The 19,211-nt window shown below is 57.3% G+C and carries 14 protein-coding genes and 1 riboswitch; of the genes, 8 read left to right on the top strand and 6 right to left on the bottom strand.

Features of this window, described 5'->3' with window-relative positions:
- Nucleotides 1-913: FG-GAP-like repeat-containing protein (locus QM579_RS05135; RefSeq protein ID WP_414998108.1), on the bottom strand; the 913-nt coding region annotated here is incomplete at its 3' end.
- A gap of 402 nt (nucleotides 914-1,315) precedes the next feature.
- Between QM579_RS05135 and QM579_RS05130 the strand changes: the two genes are divergently transcribed.
- On the top strand, nucleotides 1,316-2,692 hold the full coding sequence (locus tag QM579_RS05130) for an RsmB/NOP family class I SAM-dependent RNA methyltransferase (protein WP_414998107.1): 1,377 nt from the start codon (nucleotides 1,316-1,318) through the stop codon (nucleotides 2,690-2,692).
- 70 nt (nucleotides 2,693-2,762) lie between these two features.
- Here QM579_RS05130 and QM579_RS05125 read toward each other — a convergent pair whose 3' ends face one another.
- Nucleotides 2,763-5,519 carry a carbamoyltransferase HypF gene (locus QM579_RS05125; protein ID WP_414998106.1) on the bottom strand — a complete coding sequence of 919 codons (2,757 nt, stop codon included), beginning with the start codon at nucleotides 5,517-5,519 and terminating at the stop codon, nucleotides 2,763-2,765.
- A gap of 192 nt (nucleotides 5,520-5,711) precedes the next feature.
- Between QM579_RS05125 and QM579_RS05120 the strand changes: the two genes are divergently transcribed.
- The 5 genes from QM579_RS05120 (at nucleotide 5,712) to QM579_RS05100 (ending at nucleotide 10,574) form a co-directional block, all read left to right on the top strand.
- Nucleotides 5,712-6,281 (top strand): helix-turn-helix domain-containing protein, encoded by a 570-nt coding sequence (locus tag QM579_RS05120; protein ID WP_414998105.1) that lies wholly within the window; start codon nucleotides 5,712-5,714, stop codon nucleotides 6,279-6,281.
- A gap of 57 nt (nucleotides 6,282-6,338) precedes the next feature.
- Nucleotides 6,339-8,024: an AMP-binding protein gene (locus tag QM579_RS05115; protein ID WP_414998104.1), complete on the top strand. Its 1,686-nt coding sequence runs from the start codon at nucleotides 6,339-6,341 to the stop codon at nucleotides 8,022-8,024.
- 65 nt (nucleotides 8,025-8,089) lie between these two features.
- A complete protein-coding gene (gene sppA / locus QM579_RS05110; protein ID WP_414998103.1) occupies nucleotides 8,090-9,199 on the top strand; it encodes a signal peptide peptidase SppA in 1,110 nt (369 codons plus the stop codon).
- A gap of 297 nt (nucleotides 9,200-9,496) precedes the next feature.
- Nucleotides 9,497-9,985, top strand: a complete 489-nt coding sequence (locus QM579_RS05105) for a hypothetical protein (RefSeq protein WP_414998102.1) — start codon at nucleotides 9,497-9,499, stop codon at nucleotides 9,983-9,985.
- A 103-nt stretch (nucleotides 9,986-10,088) separates the two neighbouring features.
- A complete protein-coding gene (locus QM579_RS05100; protein ID WP_414998101.1) occupies nucleotides 10,089-10,574 on the top strand; it encodes a hypothetical protein in 486 nt (161 codons plus the stop codon).
- A 775-nt stretch (nucleotides 10,575-11,349) separates the two neighbouring features.
- Here QM579_RS05100 and QM579_RS05095 read toward each other — a convergent pair.
- Together QM579_RS05095 and QM579_RS05090 are read right to left on the bottom strand one after the other, a co-directional pair.
- Nucleotides 11,350-12,264: a diguanylate cyclase gene (locus QM579_RS05095; RefSeq protein WP_414998100.1), complete on the bottom strand. Its 915-nt coding sequence runs from the start codon at nucleotides 12,262-12,264 to the stop codon at nucleotides 11,350-11,352.
- A 213-nt stretch (nucleotides 12,265-12,477) separates the two neighbouring features.
- Nucleotides 12,478-14,190 (bottom strand): 30S ribosomal protein S1, encoded by a 1,713-nt coding sequence (locus QM579_RS05090; RefSeq protein WP_183721977.1) that lies wholly within the window; start codon nucleotides 14,188-14,190, stop codon nucleotides 12,478-12,480.
- A 166-nt stretch (nucleotides 14,191-14,356) separates the two neighbouring features.
- A riboswitch (cobalamin riboswitch) is annotated at nucleotides 14,357-14,581 on the top strand.
- A gap of 33 nt (nucleotides 14,582-14,614) precedes the next feature.
- Here QM579_RS05090 and QM579_RS05085 point away from each other — a divergent pair.
- Nucleotides 14,615-15,535 carry a sirohydrochlorin cobaltochelatase gene (locus QM579_RS05085; protein ID WP_414998099.1) on the top strand — a complete coding sequence of 307 codons (921 nt, stop codon included), beginning with the start codon at nucleotides 14,615-14,617 and terminating at the stop codon, nucleotides 15,533-15,535.
- Nucleotides 15,536-15,998: 463 nt separating this feature from the next.
- Nucleotides 15,999-16,775 carry a helix-turn-helix transcriptional regulator gene (locus tag QM579_RS05080; protein ID WP_414998098.1) on the top strand — a complete coding sequence of 259 codons (777 nt, stop codon included), beginning with the start codon at nucleotides 15,999-16,001 and terminating at the stop codon, nucleotides 16,773-16,775.
- 358 nt (nucleotides 16,776-17,133) lie between these two features.
- Here QM579_RS05080 and QM579_RS05075 read toward each other — a convergent pair whose 3' ends face one another.
- Nucleotides 17,134-17,703 (bottom strand): hypothetical protein, encoded by a 570-nt coding sequence (locus tag QM579_RS05075; RefSeq protein ID WP_414998097.1) that lies wholly within the window; start codon nucleotides 17,701-17,703, stop codon nucleotides 17,134-17,136.
- 348 nt (nucleotides 17,704-18,051) lie between these two features.
- A partial coding sequence (locus QM579_RS05070) for a hypothetical protein (RefSeq protein WP_414998096.1) occupies nucleotides 18,052-19,211 on the bottom strand: 1,160 nt, incomplete at its 5' end.

Below are 19,211 nucleotides of genomic sequence, written 5' to 3'. Positions count from 1 at the left end.
TGCGCTCCGATACCTGCGTGAACTTGTTGCCCTTGAAGCTGTAAAAATAGCTGTAGGGACGGTTGCTTTCGCCTTCAAACGTCGACACAACCAGATCCATTGCACCGTCGCGGTTCAGGTCGATAGCCCGCATTGAGAAGTTCTGGTTGGAACGCGAAACAAGGGTTTCACCAAGCAGCTTCAGCTTGCCGTCGCCATCCCACGCATAGATGCGCAGATGGTTGTCGCTCATCAGGGCGATTTCGTTTTTGCCGTCGCCGTTAAAGTCGGCCACGGCCATACCTACCATAGTGAAGGGCAGGCGCTGGCTGCGCAGGCGCGAACCGTCGCCGGAACCAGCACCCTGATAACGGAACTGCGGGTTCAGGTACACCTGCTGCTGGCCCGTTTCATTGGTGACGATGTCTCCGCCGGGAGCCATCGAACCACGGGGGCCGGTGGCCGCAGTGCTGCCGGGCGAACGCACGCCGGCAATGCCGAAGACTTCCTGCCCGAGAGCGGCGCTCAGGTTTTGCACAGTGCCGGTCAGGGCGCTCACGGAACTCTGGGCACTCTTGCTCCAGGTTTTTCCGGCCTTGTCCACGCTGTTGACTTCAATGGTGCAGTCATTGCCCATCACATTGACCGAACCCCAGATGGCATAGTCCGCACCGGAGGAATTCATGGCCTTGCTGGCTTCTGCCTGCGAAGCGGCCTTGCCCTGAGCAGAACGCACGTCAAGCACACCGGGGCGGTTCAGACGGCCCTGAATGGTGGCCGGAACGGCCTTGGAAAGGTAAGCGTAGCTTTGCGGCGCATTCACCGTAAAAGGCAGCACCACGGCACTTTTGGCTGCAGCTTGCGTTGCCGTGGTCAACCCGGTGGCAAGCAGCGCGAGGCAGACCGCAAAAGTCAGTCGCATGGCAAATTTCATTCCGTTCTCCTTGGGTATCTTGCCAGATTCCCGGTAAAATAAAGGAAGCTCCGATCAAGGCGGCTTTTTTGCTTACGGCGTGCAAGGCCGTTTTTGAGGCGAAGCACGTCGCAAAAATCGGGCAAGGCAGCCACACAACCACGTCCGGGGTGCAATGACGCCTAAATTTCAAAAACCAATGATCAGGTTTCCTGGGGCCGTCAGCTGCCGTAAAAATTTGGCAGCAGCCACGCCCGCGGGTCACACCAGCGCAAAGCGCGGGCGGTATGGCACGCATAGATGTCATACGGGCGCACTATACGCGCAGTTGGCACGCCGCGCAACATCTGGAAAATAGCGTCAGCATGGAATATCCGGCAAAAAGCTCTTGCGGCTCGAACCGCCTGCCCATACTATGCCGCCATGTCCAAACCCGCCACACGTTCATTCCGTATTGTTTGTGAGGAAATGCATACCACAGCCGTGGAGGCCCTGCTGCGTGCCCAAGGGTACGAATTCGAGCCAGAGCCTTTTTCTCCCCTGTGCCACCGCCTGCTGGTCGAGCCGCGCCCTCTGGGCAGTTCGCTGGCGGCGTTTTTTGGCTATATCTATATTCAGGACAGGTCTTCCATGCTGCCGCCTGTGGCCCTGGCCCCCGCCGCCGGAGCCTCCGTGCTGGACATGTGCGCAAGCCCCGGCAGTAAAACAGGCTTTCTGGCCCAGCTTGTGGGACGCACGGGTTTTGTGCTGGGCAACGAACCTTCGCCCACGCGGCTGGGCACCCTGCGCGCCAACCTGCACCAGTGCAACCTGATCCAGGCGGGCACCTGCTCGTATAGCGGCGACGCGCTGCCCCTGCGCCCCGGTTCGTGGGACACCATCTTGCTCGATCCGCCCTGCTCCGGCTGGGGCACGGCGGAAAAGCATCCACAGGTGCTCAAGCTCTGGCAGGGCGACAAGCTGGACAGCCTCACCAGCCTGCAGCAGCGGCTGCTGCGCCATGCGGCAAGTCTGCTGGCCCCCGGCGGCCGGCTGGTCTACTCCACCTGCACGACCAATGTGGCTGAAAATGAAGATCAGGTGCGCTTTGCCGAAGAAGAACTGGGGCTTGTTCGCGACCATCTTGCGCCCATTCCCGGTTTTGTATGGGAAGAGCTGCCCGGCGGAGAGGGTACACTGAGAGTGGACGGCGCGCGCTCCCAGGCCCAGGGATTTTATGTGGCCCGGTTGCGCAAGCCAGGTAGCGCAGCAGAAAACATGCTGCCCGGCGTCCCGGCGGCTGCGCCAACCAGTGAATGCGGCAGCACAAACGATTTTTCCACAGAATCCGCGCCAGAAAATGCATTTTCTGAATCACCACGTTTTGGGTGCAAAAAGACCGCTCGCCCGCCCCGTCAGACTTTGGGGCAGGCTTTGCCGCCAGACTGCCTTGCCGGGCCCACCTGCGATCCTTCGCAACTTCCTCCCGGTCAGGCTGTGCTGTACGGCGAGCACGTGCGCTTTATTCCCGTTCAGGCCGCTGCACTGCTGCCGCAGGAATGCGTATGGCAGGGCGCGCTGCTGGGCAAACTGGGCGGTGGCAGACTGGACGCGGCTCCGCGCCTGCGCGCCCTTATGCCGGAAAAGCCAGAGGCGGCAACAAGCCTTGTACTGGAAGATCTGAACGAAATCAGCGCATTGCTCAGTGGACAAAGCCGCCAGACAGGACTTCAGGGACGCGAAGCTGCCCTGTGGTGGCGCGATCTGCCGCTGGGGCGTCTGGCACTCAAGCAGGGACGTGCTGTGGCGGGCTTTCGATAGAAAAACAATTCCCTTTAAGACGATTTTGGCGGCTGCGTGGTCTGACGACTCACGCAGCCGCCTGAGTATTTCACTTTGAAAAATCCCCGCCCCCGGCAGCCAGCATTCTTCTGCCCCACACAGCCTGCCCCAGTGACAAGCCGCCGTCACCGGGCGGCAACTCATGATGGGTGAGCGCCTTCAATCCAAGAAAATCCAGAGCCCGAGGCAGCAATCGCGCCATAATGGAGTTCTGCATGACGCCGCCGCTCAGGCCTACCGCTGTAATGCCGAGCGGCCGGGCCGCCCTTCCGGCCATGCCAGCCAAAGCGGTGGCCAAACTCAGATGAAAGCGCCCTGCCGCCTCGGCTACGGGCATACCTTCCGTCACGCTTTGCGCAACCTTGGCGAAAAGTCCGGCGCTGTCCATTTCAAGCAGCCCGTCACGCACGGCCATGCCCACAGGCCAGACCATGCCTGATGCGCGCCGCATATCCGCCATATCCGCACGGCCAGCCAGCACAGCGCCCAGCGGGCCTTCAGCCCGGTTAGCCGCATCCTCCAGTCTTATAGCCGCCTGCCCCTCATAGGTTGCTGCCATGCACAGCCCAAGCCGGGCTGCCACGGCATCAAACAGCCGTCCGCAACTGGAGGTTACAGGGCAGTTGATGCCGCGCGCCAACATTTCCCCAACAGCGCGCGAGGCCTGCGCGTGCTCTGCCAGCCAGGGTGCGGAGACCAACGCAGTCTCAGCGTCCATATAGCCGAACTCCATACTCTGCCGGGTCAAAGCCTGGGCGATACGCCACGGTTCGCGCACGGCGGCGTCTCCCCCGGGCAGCGCAAAGGGAGACAAGCGCCCCAGCCGCCGCCAGCCGGGCTTGCCCAAATCCATAAAGAGCAGCTCGCCGCCCCAGATTGTACCATCGTCGCCAATTCCTGTTCCGTCCAGACACAAAGCCAGAGCGGGTTCAAAGCAGGCGTTTTCGGCCAGAACCGAGGCCGCATGGGCCGCATGGTGCTGCAAGCGCCACAGGGGCAAACCTTCCCGCTCGGCGCGGGCTTCGGCATAGCGGGTGGAAAGAAAATCTGGGTGCAGGTCGCAGACAAGGGCTTGCGGGCGAACCCCCAGAAGTTTCTCCAGATGGGCAATAACTTCTTCATAGAAGCTGAGAATTGCAGGATTTTCCAGATCTCCCACATGCTGTCCCACAAAGGCCTCGTTGCCGCGCGTAAGGCAGCATGTGGCCTTGAGTTCAGCCCCGGTTCCAAGAACGCAGGGGGCGGCTGAAACAGCTTTCCCGTTCTTTGCCGTTTTCCGGATGCTGGCAGTACCCCCCGCATCCCCTGTATCCGCAGTTTCTGTGGCTCCTGCGGCTCCCGCTGTATCCGCGGCACTTGGCATCCCCGGCGTACCAAGCGTGTCAGACGTACCGGATGTCTCCATTATATGCGGCGTTTCTATGGCTTCCGCATTGTAAGCCAGAAATACAGGGCGCGGCACATAGCCCCGCGCACGGCGGTAAAAAAGCGGTTCACTCCGCCCCGGCTGTGCCCCACCGGAAGAAACGGCAGCTGCTGCCGGGCCAGCTTGTGGTTGCAGGGTAATAACGCTGTCGTCCACCCGCACCAGTATATCCCGGTCGTGCAGCAGCCAGGCATCCGCAAGGTGCGTCAGGCGTTCAAGCGCCTCCCTGTTACCAAGGCAGATAGGTTCACCCCCGGCATTGGCCGAAGTCATGACCAGAACCGGAGGCTGCAATGCCTGCTCGGCCAGCCAGTCAAAAAGTACACTGTGCAGGGGCGTGTTGGGCAGCATAAAACCCACCTGCCGCGAATCGGGAGCAACCTGTGGCGGCAGGGAATCCGCCCCTTCGTCCTGACGGCGCGGGCAAAGCACAATGGGTTTTTCCGGGCTGGCAAGCAGCGCCTCATGCTCTGGCGTGAGATCACAAAAAGAGCGGATCGTCTGAATATCCCGCGCCATCAGCGCCAGCGGCTTGTGCGGACGGTTTTTGCGCTGCCGCAACGCGTCCACGGCTGCGGCGTTGCGTGCGTCGCAAGCTAGCTGAAAACCGCCCAGCCCCTTGATGGCCAGGATACCGCCGTCCAGCAGCACCTGACCAGAACTGCTCAGAGCCGAGCTGGCAAGGGCTTCCCTGCTTTGCACAACATATGAGCCTTGTGCGCTTGCGGCCTCCGCTCCGTTGCGGGATGGATCAGTGGGCGGACAGGTACGTCCAGCCGCAAGATCCTTTTTATCCACAAACCAGAGAGCCGGCCCGCAAACCGGGCAAGCAACAGGCTGCGCATGAAAACGCCTGTCTGCCGGATTGCCATATTCCGCCACGCACCGGGAACAAAGAGGAAAGCAGCTCATGGACGTGACGGCCCTGTCGTAGGGAATGGAGCGTGTAATGGTATAGCGCGGTCCGCAGTTTGTGCAGTTGGTGAAGGGATATTTGTAGCGCGGGTTTTCCGGGTCGGCCATATCTGCCAGACAATCTGCGCACACGCCCACATCCGGGCTGACCAGCACGCTGTGCCCGGCGTGGCCGCTGCTCTGCACAATGGCAAAGGCATCCTCTTCAGGAACACAAGGTATGTCTTCCTGCCTGAGCCCGGTAAGGCGGGCCAGAGGCGGAAGCTCCGCCTGCAAACGCTGGCCGAAAAGGCTTACCGCATCTTCCGTTCCCTGCACTTCCATGCGGACGCCTTCCGAAGTATTGCCCACGGTTCCCGTGAGGACGCCCTCGTGCGCAAGCCTGTAGACAAAGGGACGAAACCCCACGCCCTGCACCTGGCCGGAAGCCACAAAAGCCCGCCGTACTGTAAGTTTTTCGCTCATGCCGCACAGTAACGCACAAGGCACGGCATGTCAGCAGGGGCTGCCGGGCTGCCATAAAAATACCGATGCTTGCGGGGGACGCAGCTTTTAGCTAGGTTGGCGCAATATTGCTTTTACAAATCACCTTACAGAACCCGCCCGGATAGCCCGTGTATCAGTGTATCCAGGCCGGGGCACAGTCAGGAGCCCACCATGCCCTCTGCCCGCACCATTGGTTCCCGCATCCGGTCATTCCGTGAAGAACGTGAAGTCGACCTTGAAACCCTGGCCAGGGATACCGGCCTCGACCAGTGTTATCTGGAAAAGCTGGAAAGCGACGCCATCTATCCCAGTATCGGCCCCCTGCAAAAAGTGGCTCGCGCTCTTGGCGTGCGCCTGGGAACCTTTTTGGACGACCAGTTCACCCGCGACCCCATCATAGGCTGCATCGACAATACCTGCGAGGGAGAAGACGCCCTGCACACTGGCCGCATCCCCCGCCCGAGCTACACCTACCAGCCTTTGGGCAAGGGCAAGAACGACCGTAATATGGAGCCCTTTCACATTCGCATTTTCCCTGACGGCGGCGAACGCAAAACCAGTTCGCATCAGGGTGAAGAATTCATTTTTGTGCTCAAGGGCGAGCTGCTGGTGGTCTACGGCCGCGAAAACCACGTTCTCCAACCCGGCCAGACTATCTATTACAATTCCATCGTGCCCCACTATGTGGGCGCGGCGAGTGACGAGCCCGTGGAAATTCTGGCCGTAACCTACAATTCGTAGGGTCACCTGACACATCTCCACCTGACCTGCTGCCGCACGCGCACCACAGGAGACAATATGGAAGAAAAAGTTCGCCAGCGCCAAGCCCAGTTTGAATTGCGCGAATGGACACTGGGACAGATTCTCGACCACACGGTAAGCCGCTTTCCCGACAATGAGGCGCTTGTGTACGCCGACCGTGATTTCCGCCAGACCTGGCGTGAATTCGGCGAAATTGTCGACCGTTTTGCCAAAGGCCTGATGGCCCTTGGCGTGAAAAAGGGTGAAAAGGTGGCCGTTTGGGCTACCAACGTGCCTTACTGGGTTGCCCTGCAATTTGCCACAGCCAAGATTGGTGCGATTCTTATCACGGTAAATACCAACTACCGCGAACACGAGCTGCGCTATCTGCTCACCCACTCGGAATGCGAAAATCTTTTTCTCATCGACAGCGTGCGTGACCACGACTATCTGGAAACCCTGTACCGCATTGCGCCGGAGCTGCGCGTGCAGGCCCGTCAGTCGTTTGTGTGCAAAAGCCTGCCCCACCTCAAGCGCGTCTGCTTTCTGGGCATGGAAAAGCACCGCGGCATGTATTCCGTGCCCGAAATTCTCTCCCTGTCCGTTATGGTGGATGATGACGAATACAAGGCCCGGCAGGACTCCCTGCGCCCCTGGGACGTCATCAACATGCAGTATACCTCTGGCACAACGGGCTTTCCGCGCGGGGTCATGCTCACCCATGTGGGCGTGGGCCTCAACGGCTACTGGATAGGCCGCCACCAGAATTTCAGCTCCAAGGACCGCGTGTGCCTGCCCGTGCCGCTCTTCCACTGCTTCGGCTGCGTGCTGGGCGTCTCGGCCTGCGTCAACCACGGGGCCACAATGGTCATTCTTGAGTCGTTCAATCCGCTCAAGGTTCTGGCCGCCGTCGATTCCGAGCGCTGCACCGCCCTTTACGGCGTGCCCACGATGTTTCTGGCGGAGCTTGAGCACAAGCTTTTCCACCGCTTTGACATGTCGACCCTGCGCACGGGCATTATGGCCGGGTCCGTGTGTCCGGAACCCCTCATGCGCCGCGTCATTGACGACATGAACATGAAGGAAATCACCATTTGCTACGGCCTGACCGAGGGTTCTCCGGTCATGACGCAGTCTGACATTCACGACACGCTGGAGCAGCGCTGCGAAACTGTGGGCTGCGCCATGCCGGGCATTGAAGTGCGCGTGGCAGACCCTGAAACCTGCGAGGAACTGCCGCGCGGCCAGGTTGGAGAAATTCTCTGCCGGGGCTATAATGTCATGAAGGGCTACTATAACATGCCCGAGGACACGGCCAAGGCCGTCAGCCCTGAGGGCTGGCTGCATTCCGGCGATCTTGGCGTGATGGACGATGAAGGCTATTTGCGCATCACGGGCCGTATAAAGGATATGATTATCCGCGGCGGCGAAAACGTGTACCCCCGCGAGATAGAGGAATACCTCATGGGCATGCCCGGCGTGCTGGACGTGCAGGTGGTGGCCTTGCCCAGCTTCAAGTATGGCGAAGAAGTGGCGGCCTTTATCATTCCCCGCCCCGGCGTGGAAATTCAGCCGGAAGATGTACGCGACTTCTGCCGGGGCAAGATAGCCTGGTTTAAGATTCCCAAATATGTTGCCATGATAAGTGGCTTTCCCCTTACAGCCAGTGGCAAAATTCAGAAATATTTGCTGCGTGAACAGGCCGCGGAGCTGTGGCCCGAAGCCATGCAGCCCAAACAGTAGGCGCTTTGAGCCTCAGACTCTGTGGAAAAGGCCCTTGGCCCGTTCCGCATAAGGACGACTAAAAAGTGACTGATAAAGATTTTTCTCAAGACGAGCCTCTGTCTATGGCAGGGGCCATGCCCTCGCCTGCCAACGGCAACAATACTGCGCACTGCGCGCCTCAGGTTGTTGCGCAATCAGCACCGGAAGCCCCCTGCACAGCCGCCTGTCCTCTGGCGCAGATTCCGGCAGGCGTGTGGAAGACCCTGCTGCACCGCCCCTTCCGCAAACGCCACCCCATCATTTTCTGGTGCGGCATCGTGCTGTTTTTCGGTCTGCTGGGCGGCTTTATTACCAAGGCCGCCGGAGATGAAGGCGGATTCACGGGCGGCGGCAGCCAGATCGCGCTAGTGTCGGTGAACGGCCCCATCCTCAATGTGGAGCCGACCCTGGAATGGCTGCGCAAGGTTGCCCGCAACCCTTCGGTCAAAGGCGTTCTGGTGCGTGTGGATTCGCCCGGCGGCGGCGCGGCAGCTTCGCAGGAGGTTTACGACGCCCTGAAAGAACTTGCGCAAAAAATGCCCGTGGCGGTGAGTATGGGTTCTGTGGCGGCGTCTGGCGGCCTTATGGTCAGTATGGCCGGGCAGCGCGTGTTCGCCAATCCTTCCACTGTTACAGGCTCCATTGGCGTGCGTATGGACGTGCCCCAGTTCCAGGGCCTTATGGACAAAGTAGGTGTGGGACAGGAAACCCTTGTGGTCGGCACCTATAAAGACGCGGCCTCATACATGCGGCCTATGACGCCAGAGCAGCGCGCCTATTTTCAGAGCCTGCTGAACGACATGTACGGCCAGTTTGTGGACATTGTGGCTCAGGGGCGCAACATGCCCCGCGAGCAGGTGGTAAAGCTGGCCAACGGCAAGGTCTACACCGGGCAGGAAGCCCTCAAGCTTGGCCTTGTGGATGAAATGGGCGGACGTGATCAGGCGCTACGCTGGCTGGCCCAGAAAACTGGCGTGCCCGTTGACCGCAAGCTGCTGACCCGCCCCAAGGAAGGCAACTGGCTGGGGCGCGGCCTCACGGCCATGCTTGGCCTGGATGCGGACGCCATCAACGGGCTTGCCGCCCTTGTGGGACTGTCTTCCGCTGGCGGACAGACTGATCCGCGAACTCCGGCCTTTTTGTTCCAGTTTTAGAGTATGTTGACTTTGAAAAAGTTTAAATGCTCTAACGCTGCACAAGAGTGCAGCGCGCCGCAAGGCGGCGTAGATTCTGCCGAAAATCGCATTTTTCGGCAGAATGACAATTTTGAAATGTAATACATTTCAAAGTTAATCTGCTCTAGACCGGATATTTTTGCATACACCGGCCCTGCGCGAACGTTTTACCCCGCGCAGGGCCGGGCCGCACACACGGCCGCTCTTCTGCCATGTAAAATTTCTGCTACAGGCATTTCATAAACCCCTCGGGCTCATGCCCCCGGAGAACATCCAATGCTCTACAAGCGTTTTTTCATTTTTCTGCTGCTGGCCGTGAGCCTGCCTGCTTTTGCAGTTCACGCCGCTGCCAAAACTTACGACCTGGCCCTTGTAACCGCCGACATTCCTGATTCCTGCAATTTTATGACCCGTGACGGCGCGCTTTTTGTGGTTGACGAAGAAGACCATTTTTTCACCCTCAACATCGTTGACCGCGACAAAAATATTTCGTTGGAAGAATACGCCCAGAAGCTGTCTCAAAGCCTCAAGGGCGGCCCTGTCAGTAAGGTGGGCGAGGACGGTTGGGGCTTTTTGGTAAAAGTTGCTGTGGTGCCCTTTGACGTGCTCGTCATGGCCGACGACAAGCACGTGATCGAGCTTTTCACCGATGTGGACAGGGCAGAATGGCCCGAAGACATCACAAAGGCCTTCAATTCAATGAAAAGTAAAACGCCTGAACTGGCTCCCCTGCTGGACAGGATTATCGCCTCTCGACAGAAATAACACACTGAATTTAATAATTTTTTATTGTCATATTTTTTTATGGACAAATCCGAAACAGCATGACAATGCTTGCCCAGCAACGCCCGTAATACAGGAGGACGAAATGCTGAAAAAGTTTCTCATGCTGCCCGTTTGCTGTCTGGTTCTTCTGGCCCTGGCCCTGCCCGCGCAGGCCAAGGAAATGAAGTTCGCCCATTTCAGCATAGATGTGCCCGCCGACTGCAAAGTTCAGGAAAAAGACGGCACCGTCACCGTGACGGCTTCGAAAGACGCCTTCTTTTCCATTGCCCTCTTCACCAAGAGCGAAGCCAAAAACCTTTCTGACAAGGATTTTGCGGCCAAGCTTTCGCAACAACTGAAAGGCACCCCGCCAGAGCCCTCCGAAGACGGCGGGTGGACCTTCACTGTCACCAGTAATCGCGTTCTTATGAATGTGGATGTGGTGGGCGACAAGGATTATCTCATGATGTTCATGAGCGACGCCAGCGACAAGGAATGGCCCGCTTCGCTCCAGACTGCCTATGATTCCGTCACGGGCAATGATGACAAGATCGACACATTCCTGAAAAAGACCCTGTTTCCTGAATAGAAAGCACGGCACTCCTGCCGTATCTGTTGCGCATCAGGAACAAAGCTTCTGTGAAGCCTGAATCCCAAAGCCCAGCACTGAGCGCGAGACCAGTGATGCTGCATCAACGGCAGAAAAGGTAAAACAGCATATAAGCAAAACCGCCCGGCGTCAGTTAGCGCCGGGCGATTTTTATTTTGCCGGGATCGTACAGGTTTCGGCGTTGTTCGTAACTTCCTTGATCATAGCGATCTAAGTAAATTATCTCAGATAAAACGGCCGCAGCATTCTCGGGATGCTCTGATTATTTTCATTTGGGCCGCCTGCGCGGCGGGCGGCAGACGTGGCCTGTCAGGAACTGCGCCCTCCGAGGCTCCCTCTGCATTCCTCCGGCTCCCCCTTGAGGCTTCAAGTACTTAGTGCTTGCGAGGGCTGCGCGGCTCTTGCTTCGGGAGATTCATCGCTCGTTCGGCGATCACCCCTGCGCGCCGCGCAATGCCAACAGAGCGAAGCTTTTGGCCGGAAAGATGGGCGTAGCGAGGATAGATACGTTGACGGCTCACGCCTTCGCAAAAAAGCAGGCAAAGAATAAGAGCACGCTGGCCTCAATAAAGCGTATTTGCGGCTAAGATGCAGCGCGCCGCGCACTGCCAACAGGGGACAGGCTTTGATCGGGAAGGAAGGTTGTAGCAGGCAGAGATGCTTTGACGGCTTGCCGCTTCATCAGGACTTCAGGCATGAACTAAAGTGATTATCCTTAAATAGGCTCTGCTGCTCCAGCCGTACTAGTTATTATCTATACAGGCGCCACACACACGTGGTTACGCCCGGCCTGTTTTGCCGCATACAGAGCCTTATCTGCCTCATGCAGCGTACGCAGGCCGTCACCGTGGCCATCATGCTCGCTGCAACCAAGGCTCACGCTCACAGGCTTTCCGTCTGGTCTGGCAACCATCTCAGCCACGGCACTGCGTATTCTTTCTGCAGCTGACACGGCTTTTTTAAAGGTGCAGTTTGGCAATAAAACCACAAATTCGTCGCCGCCATAGCGGCAAATAATGTCATTACTGCGCGCGCACTGGCGGATCGCCGCTCCCACTTCCTTGAGAACGCTGTCGCCTGCCAGATGTCCGAACGTGTCATTAATGTCCTTAAACCGGTCCACATCCAGCATAATACAGCAAAAAGGCCTTTTTTCCACCTTGGCGTACTTGTCCAGCACAAGATCCATGTATTTTCTGGTCTGCAACTGGGTAAGGGAATCCATCAGGCTGCTTTCATCTGCCAATTTGACCTTGGTGACCATTGAATTCAACTGGCTGCGCAGCATGCCGATGGTGCGGCTTTGCTCGGTAATATCTACAATAACGCCCAGATAGCCGCGCACATTGTTTTCGTCTGTGAATCCGCCGCTCCAGTGCAGGCAGGTGTGCATCTTGCCGTCTGCAAACTTGTAACTGAAAATATGGTGGTTGAATTCCTGTTTATTCAGGGTGGCCATATCGTCAGCCTGATACATTTCTCGCTCTTCTTCGGGCAGATGAGTCATTTCCAGCACTGATTTACCCAGAATATAATTCCGGCTCACGCCAAACATTGCTTCATAAGCCTTGTTCACGAAAATAAAGTGCAGATTTTCATCTTTAAGAAAGATGGCGTTGGGCAGCATATCCAGCACCATATTCAAATCGAATATATTTAAATTATTCATAAATTATCACTCGACCTGCGGGCATGTTCAGCAATGGCATTTTGCATGAAAGGTGTAGAAGCAGAACAACAACACAAAAGACAAGAAAGAATGTGCATGTAGTCGAGCATGATACACTACAACAAAGGCGCTCGCCAGATATTCCGGTAACCGAATGATACAAAAAGGGCGCTCCCAGTGGAAGCGCCCTTCATATCTTTTTCTAAAAACGGACTAGCCGTTTTCGCTTTCTTCGAACTTCTGCTTGAGCAGATCGCCCAGGCTCTGGCCCGATTCCTGCGGCCCGGAATGGAATTCCTTGGGCTTGCGGCGTTCTTCCACTTCCTGAATCTGCTTGATGGACAGACCAAGGCGGCGCTCTTCAGCGCTGACGTGGATGACCTTGGCCTGGATTTCCTGGCCTTCTTTGTAGATTTCAGCCGGGGTCTTGACCTTTTTGCCAGACAGCTCGGAAACGTGCACCAGACCTTCAATGCCTTCTTCCACTTCAACAAAGAGGCCGAAGTCGGTGATGTTGGTCACAATGCCCTTGATGGTGCAACCCACGGGGTAGGTGGTGGGCACATGGCCCCAGGGATCGTCCACCAGCTGCTTGACGCCGAGGGTGAACTTTTCGCTTTCCTGATCAACGGTCAGTACCTTGGCCTGCACGGTATCGCCGACCTTGTACATTTCGTTGGGATGGCGCACCTTCTTGGTCCAGGAAATATCGGACACATGAATGAGGCCGTCGATGCCGTCTTCGATACCGATGAACATGCCGAATTCGGTGATGTTCTTGATAACGCCTTCAAGCACGGTGCCTTCAGGATAGCGTTCAGCCACCAGCTCCCAAGGATTGGGACGCACCTGCTTCATGCCGAGGCTGATGCGCTTCTTGTCGCCGTCCACGCCCAGAATGACCACTTCGACTTCGTCGCCGGTGTGAACCATCTGGGAAGGATGACGCAGCTTGCGGGTCCAGGACATTTCAGAAATGTGCACAAGACCTTCAACGCCAGCTTCCAGCTCAACAAAAGCGCCGTAGTCAACCAGGTTGGTGACTTTGCCGGAGCACTTGGCACCTTCGGGGAAGCGGGCAGAGATGTCCTGCCACGGATCGGGCACGAGCTGCTTGAGGCCCAGGGAAACCTTGTTGTTGTCGCGGTCAAAGGAAAGCACCTTCAAGGTCAGTTCCTGACCGATGGTGATCATTTCCTTGGGGTGACGGATGCGCTTCCAGCTCATGTCGGTGATGTGCAGCAGGCCGTCGAGGCCGCCCAGGTCCACGAACACGCCGTATTCGGTGATGTTCTTGGCCTTGCCCTGCACAGTCTGGTTTTCTTCGAGGGTGCGCAGCAGATCCTGACGCTTGGAATCGCGTTCTTCTTCAAGCAGCACGCGGCGCGAAACAATAACATTGCTGCGGCGGCGGTTGATCTTGAGCACGCGGAATTCGAACTCCTGGTTGACCAGGGCGTCCATGTCCGGCACGGGACGCAGATCCACATGAGAACCGGGCAAAAATGCCTCGACTCCGCCGATATCCACAGTGTAGCCGCCCTTGATGCGACGTACGATGTGGCCGGTGATGACCCTGTTGTTTTCCTGCACGTCTTCGAGCTGATCGAAGACCTGCATGCGTTTGGCCTTTTCAAAAGAAAGGGTAATGGTGCCGTCGTTTTCGTTCTTGCGAACAACGTACACGTCCACCTTGTCGCCCACGGCAACGACCATGTTACCAGCGGGATCGCGGAATTCAGCCGCGGGAATCTGCCCCTCGGACTTGAAGTTCACGTCCACCAATACATTGTCTTCGTCCACGCGAACGATTTCGCCCTTGGTGATAGAGCCTTCTTCAAGGTCGCCAAAATCGGAAGTGAGGTAGTTTTCGAGAGCACTCTCGAAATTCATTTCGGTTTCGTGCCCGGTTTCCAAGCCTGCCATATGTCCAGCCTCCAAACATGATTTCCCTTTTTCAAAGAGAGGCCGCATATGTATCAGAAATTTGACGGAAGAACAAGGAAAAATACGCTCAGATCGGCCAAGGAAGCCACAAAGAGGCCACCCAGCAGGACTTGGGGACAACATGCGGTGCAACCGCCTGCCCTCCTTGACATTTGCCGCGCCCTGTTGTCCTGTACCCTTTTGGCGGGGAATTTCGTGCAAATCGAAAACAGTCGCGCTGCGGTAAGAGGGGACAAGGTTTCTTTTCGCCTGCTCGAGGTGAGCAGCGTTTGACAGCCAATCGCGCAAGCGGTGAAGGCGAAACCAAGGCGCGGGCACACAGCCCCACAGCCCTCAAGTCCGAACATCCGCCGGGGCCAGAGCCCTTTTGCGAACCTTTCAACGCGATATTGAGGAGGTTGCCATGCCACGCACCCTGTCACATTCCGGGCTTCGCCCACTGCTCTTTGTCCTGCTGCTGCTCGCGGCGCTCAACCTGTACGGCACAAGCCACGCTGCCGAAGAAGCCGCTCCCAAGGAAGGTATTTTGCTGGTGGCCTTTGGAACCAGTGTTCCCGAGGCTCAGCCTGCCTTCAAAGCTGTGGATGCGGAATTCAAAAAAGCTTTCCCCGGTGCGCCTGTAGTCTGGGCTTACACCTCACAGATCATCCGTAAAAAACTGGCCGAACAGGGCCAGCCTGTGGGCGGCATCAGCGACGGTCTGGCCCAGTTGGCCAAGGACGGCGTAAAAGTTGTGCGCGTACAGTCGCTGCACGTTTTGGCGGGTGAAGAATTCACCGCTCTGGAACGGGCCGTGCTCCTTGACGTGAGCAAAAATCCGGGCCGCTTTGAGTCCGTATTTATGGGCCGTCCCATGCTGGAATCCAAGGGCGATGCCCTGGAACTGCTGGCTGCCATCAAGGCCGACACCAAGAGCGCCCGCGACAAAAATACCGCCCTTGTGCTTATGGGCCACGGCCAGAGCCACGGCCGCGCCGACCTGGCCTTTGAAGGCGTTTACGCCGTTTTTAAATCTACCGATAAAAATATTCATATGGCCACCGTTGAAGGGGCGCGCAATTTTGACGACATGCTTAAAGGCCTCAAGGCCGCCAAGATCAAGCATGTAGTTATCGCTCCCCTGATGCTGGTAGCTGGCGACCACGCCCGCAACGACCTTGCAGGCGACGAGGACGACTCCTGGGCCACACAGCTCAAAAAAGCCGGAATCAAGGTTGACGCTCACCTGAAAGGCCTTGGCGAAACGCCCGGTGCTGCTGCCATTCTTGTGCGCCACGCCAAGGAAAGCACTGACGACCTGACCAAGGAACCCAGAAAACCGTAAGGGTTGCGCCCCGGCAAAGCAGCCAACGCGTGTGCGGCAACGCCTGCACAACTGAAAATCAGAAGCAGGCCGCGCTTTGCCGCGCAGGTACCAGCTGATTTTTGTGCATCCTTGCACGGCGGCTCTGCTGGCATGACGGCAAAAGACCCGCGAAGCGGGGTTTGCCATCAAATCTGCGAAGGGCCGGAGCAGATGCTCCGGCCCTTCTGTTTTACCCACAAATAATACAGGATATTCTTACAGACTCTTCTTGCGCAAAGCCCCGCCCCAGCCTGCTGCCTGCCTAAAGCGTGGTACACACGCCCCTCTTGTTGCGCTATGCAGACTTTCGACTTTTTATTGTTTTGTTGTGAAGCCGGGGGGTACACAATACCGTTTTTTTCATGTAGCATACGTAAAATTTCAATACAAAACGCCGCCAGTCGGGCACGATCTATCGGCGTTATCCACAGGGGAGGCCCGCATGCCCAAGCAAAGTCGCAAGATATCTCCACCGCGGCCCGCAGCCGCCCCCCGCCGCACCGCCAGAGGCGCGCGCGTTCACTCTCTGGATGCTGAAAAAGTCAACTGCCGCGTGGCGGAAGCGCAGGCTATTTTTGCCAATGCCAAACGGATGGCGGGTATGGTGGCGCGCACGCTGGGACCTTTTTGCGAAGTGGCGGTACACGACTTCAGCGACCTTGAGCATTCCATCATCCATATCGAAGGCTCCCTTACCGGGCGCAATGTAGGCGCTCCTGCCACCAATATGGTTACCAAGGCGTGGCGTCAGGGCGGCGACAAGGTGCAGGACATCATAGCCTATTCCGCTACAACGCCTTCGGGGCAGACACTCAAATCTTCCATAAGCTTTTTGCGCACCAGCGAAGGCGAGGTCATCGGAGCCGTGTGCATACACTTTGACCTCACGGATCTGGAGCGCTTTCAGGGTGTTCTGCACGCCTTGCTGCGCTTTGAAAACGCCCCCGGCAAGGAGATGAGCGAGGCCTTTCCCTCCTGTTTGGGCGAAACCAGCGATGCCATCATTGAGACGGCCATTCGCAGGGCGGGCAAGCACCCCGCCACAATGACGAGAGAAGAAAAGTTGAATTTTGTGCGGATAATGGATGAAGAAGGGGCCTTTCTCATCAAGGGGATGGTGCAATATCTGGCCAAGGCCATGCGCGTGTCCATCTACACCGTGTACAACTACATGCGGCAGGTCAAGGAAGATGCCCATCGCGAGGCATCAGCGAATTAGCATTTTTTGCATTGTAGCAGCAATGTTTTTAGGTGGCGAAATTTGCGCATAGGGCATGCCTTTCGCCACCTTTCATACCTCGGAAATGATGGCCTTTGGCTGGTTTAACGGCCACAAAAAAATCACGCTGATCACCCAATTTGCCCTGCCGGCCACGCTGGCAAGTGCGCTCAAGGGCCAAAAACTCGGGCAAGGCGTCTCCAAGCTTTTCACAGTAGAATGCTCTCGCGGTTGCGCGACCGGGCTTTCATCACAAGTGCTTCCGCCCCGTCTATGCTGCCAAACCTGATCACGGGCGTGTCTGTAGCTTTAGGCATATATATCAATGTTACTCTGCCCCGGTTGCTCTGGGCGTGGCCTACATCGCCACCACAAGCGCCATCAGCCCGCCCTGTATGCCTACTGCCGCCGCAAGGGCCAGCCACCGTGCGCCGCGTCCCAGCCCGGCAGGAGGGCAGCCTGCGTGCACGGCCCATGCCCCCTGCAAAATGCGCTTGAGCGGCCACACCAAAGCTAATACCAACCACAGCAAACCCGCGCAGGTGAAATACCGGATTTCGCCGATTGCCCAAAAGCGCTCCAGAACCACGCTCAAATCTATCTGATTGGCGCTATATGCAGCGCCTATTCCCTCAACAAGGTCCAGAACCGCCACTTCGCTGTATACGATGGCCATAGCCGCAAACAACCCCACAAGCACTACAAGCAGCAAAAAAAGCAGCCAGAATGTGCACAACTGCCATTGGGCGTGGCTTTTTGAAACCGCGTCCTGACGCGCTGCGGCCATATGGCGCAGGATAAGAGCAACGATCAGCACTGGCAGCGGCAACAACCCGAGCACAGGCAGCCACAGGGCAAAAGCACCGCCAGCCAGACAGATATACCCGGCCCAGAACAGCCCTGGCGTCTTCATTTTGCCTGTGGACATTGCGCCTCCAACGAAAAGTTTGCCTGCTCAGTAAACAAGTGCAGTACTACAATCTCACGCCGTCTCTCTGCGGGCAAGCACCGGGCCAGTCGCCAGACAAGCAATGGGGCAAGCATATGGACACCTCGGCGGCACCACACAGCCGACCGCCGCGTGGCAGCGTGATTTCTGCCATAAAAGGATTTCCGGCGGCGTACAGATATGCACGATCCCGCACTGCAACGTCAATCAAGCCATCTGCCCTCAGTTGCTTTTGTGGCGTATACTGGTGCTCAAGGCATACGAAAAGCCGCCGCCCGGGTGCAACCCGGGCGGCGGCCATATTTATGCCAAAGTGAAAATCTTCGGCTATCCGCCGGATTCAGAAGTTATCTGCTGCTGCACAACCAGTGCGCTCATGTCATCATTCGCACTGTCGGCGTGCGTATCATTGCTGAAGTTTGAAGCCTCGCCGCCATTATGTTCACTATGGTCTGCAAGCCCGGCCTCGCGATAGCCGTCAGGCATATCTTCGCTCATCGAGGTCATGAAGGGCACGGTGCTGTCGGAGTAGTTGACCACATAATCGCTGAAATGCCCGCTGTTCAGGTAGACGTGCAGGTCGGCCTGATCAGCAGGGCTCAGGCCGTTGATGCTGACGTTAATTTCTTCAACCTGAATGGTGCTCAGGTTGTTTTGCAGCCATGTGTCATACTTGGCTATAAAGTCAGCGTAGGAGTCAGCCTTGAGCACAAGCAGATCATAACCGTCGCCGCCAATGAGACTGAGGTTGCCCTGCACATGGCCGTCTAACGTTACAACGTCGTCGCCTGCACCAAGATTGACGCTGTTGGAACCTCCGGTAATATCGCCGTGAATATTCACGCGCCCATCGCCTGCGCCCATTATAATCTTGTTGTTGCCACCCGCGATATTGCCGTTCAACGTGAAGGTGTCGTTGCCGTCGCCCATGTTGAAGGTATTTGTGCCGCTTCGCAGGTTGCCGTTGATTTCGATGTTGTCGTTGCCACTGCCGGTGTTAACGGTATTGATATAGCCGCCGAGATCTCCGTTAAGGGTGACGCTGTCACCGTGAGTATCCCCGGCCTTGCTGCCGCCCTGAATAAGATTGAGGCCGCCCGCATTGCCGTACATAGCATATGCCTGCCCGGCGGTTCCGGCCTTGGCCGTGATGACCACCGTGATGGCGCTGTCTGTATTTTCTATGATGTTCTGGGTCGCGGTACCCCATCCGTCACGGGTATACATGCCGTAAGCCCAACCGTCGTCACTGCCGCTGGCATCAGCGGTAATGTTCACGTTGTTGACGTTAGTGACCTTGTTGACGGCAGTGCCCCATGCCGCGTTCATGCCAAAGGCTCCACCCTTTGTGTCCATATAGTCGGTAGAAAGCGTTGTGTTGCCCGTAAAGATGGCGTTTATATTCAGCGTGTCATTGCCGCTGCCGCCGTCAATGACGGTCTGGCCGCTTGCCTGTGCGCCAAGACCAATGGCCGCCGCTCCATTGT

This window comes from Desulfovibrio sp. (assembly GCF_047607245.1).
GTDB lineage: Bacteria > Desulfobacterota > Desulfovibrionia > Desulfovibrionales > Desulfovibrionaceae > Desulfovibrio.
The sequence above is the reverse complement of the archived record's forward strand: the minus strand, read 5'-3'. Positions and strand labels throughout refer to the sequence as shown.

Coding starts and splice junctions, on each gene's coding strand:
- QM579_RS05085 (WP_414998099.1), top strand. CDS start 14,615: ATGCCACGCACCCTGTCACATTCCGGGCTTCGCCCACTGCTCTTTGTC.
- QM579_RS05090 (WP_183721977.1), bottom strand. CDS start 14,190: ATGGCAGGCTTGGAAACCGGGCACGAAACCGAAATGAATTTCGAGAGT.
- QM579_RS05080 (WP_414998098.1), top strand. CDS start 15,999: ATGCCCAAGCAAAGTCGCAAGATATCTCCACCGCGGCCCGCAGCCGCC.
- QM579_RS05125 (WP_414998106.1), bottom strand. CDS start 5,519: ATGAGCGAAAAACTTACAGTACGGCGGGCTTTTGTGGCTTCCGGCCAG.
- QM579_RS05120 (WP_414998105.1), top strand. CDS start 5,712: ATGCCCTCTGCCCGCACCATTGGTTCCCGCATCCGGTCATTCCGTGAA.
- QM579_RS05075 (WP_414998097.1), bottom strand. CDS start 17,703: ATGTCCACAGGCAAAATGAAGACGCCAGGGCTGTTCTGGGCCGGGTAT.
- QM579_RS05115 (WP_414998104.1), top strand. CDS start 6,339: ATGGAAGAAAAAGTTCGCCAGCGCCAAGCCCAGTTTGAATTGCGCGAA.
- QM579_RS05130 (WP_414998107.1), top strand. CDS start 1,316: ATGTCCAAACCCGCCACACGTTCATTCCGTATTGTTTGTGAGGAAATG.
- QM579_RS05100 (WP_414998101.1), top strand. CDS start 10,089: ATGCTGAAAAAGTTTCTCATGCTGCCCGTTTGCTGTCTGGTTCTTCTG.
- QM579_RS05095 (WP_414998100.1), bottom strand. CDS start 12,264: ATGAATAATTTAAATATATTCGATTTGAATATGGTGCTGGATATGCTG.
- QM579_RS05105 (WP_414998102.1), top strand. CDS start 9,497: ATGCTCTACAAGCGTTTTTTCATTTTTCTGCTGCTGGCCGTGAGCCTG.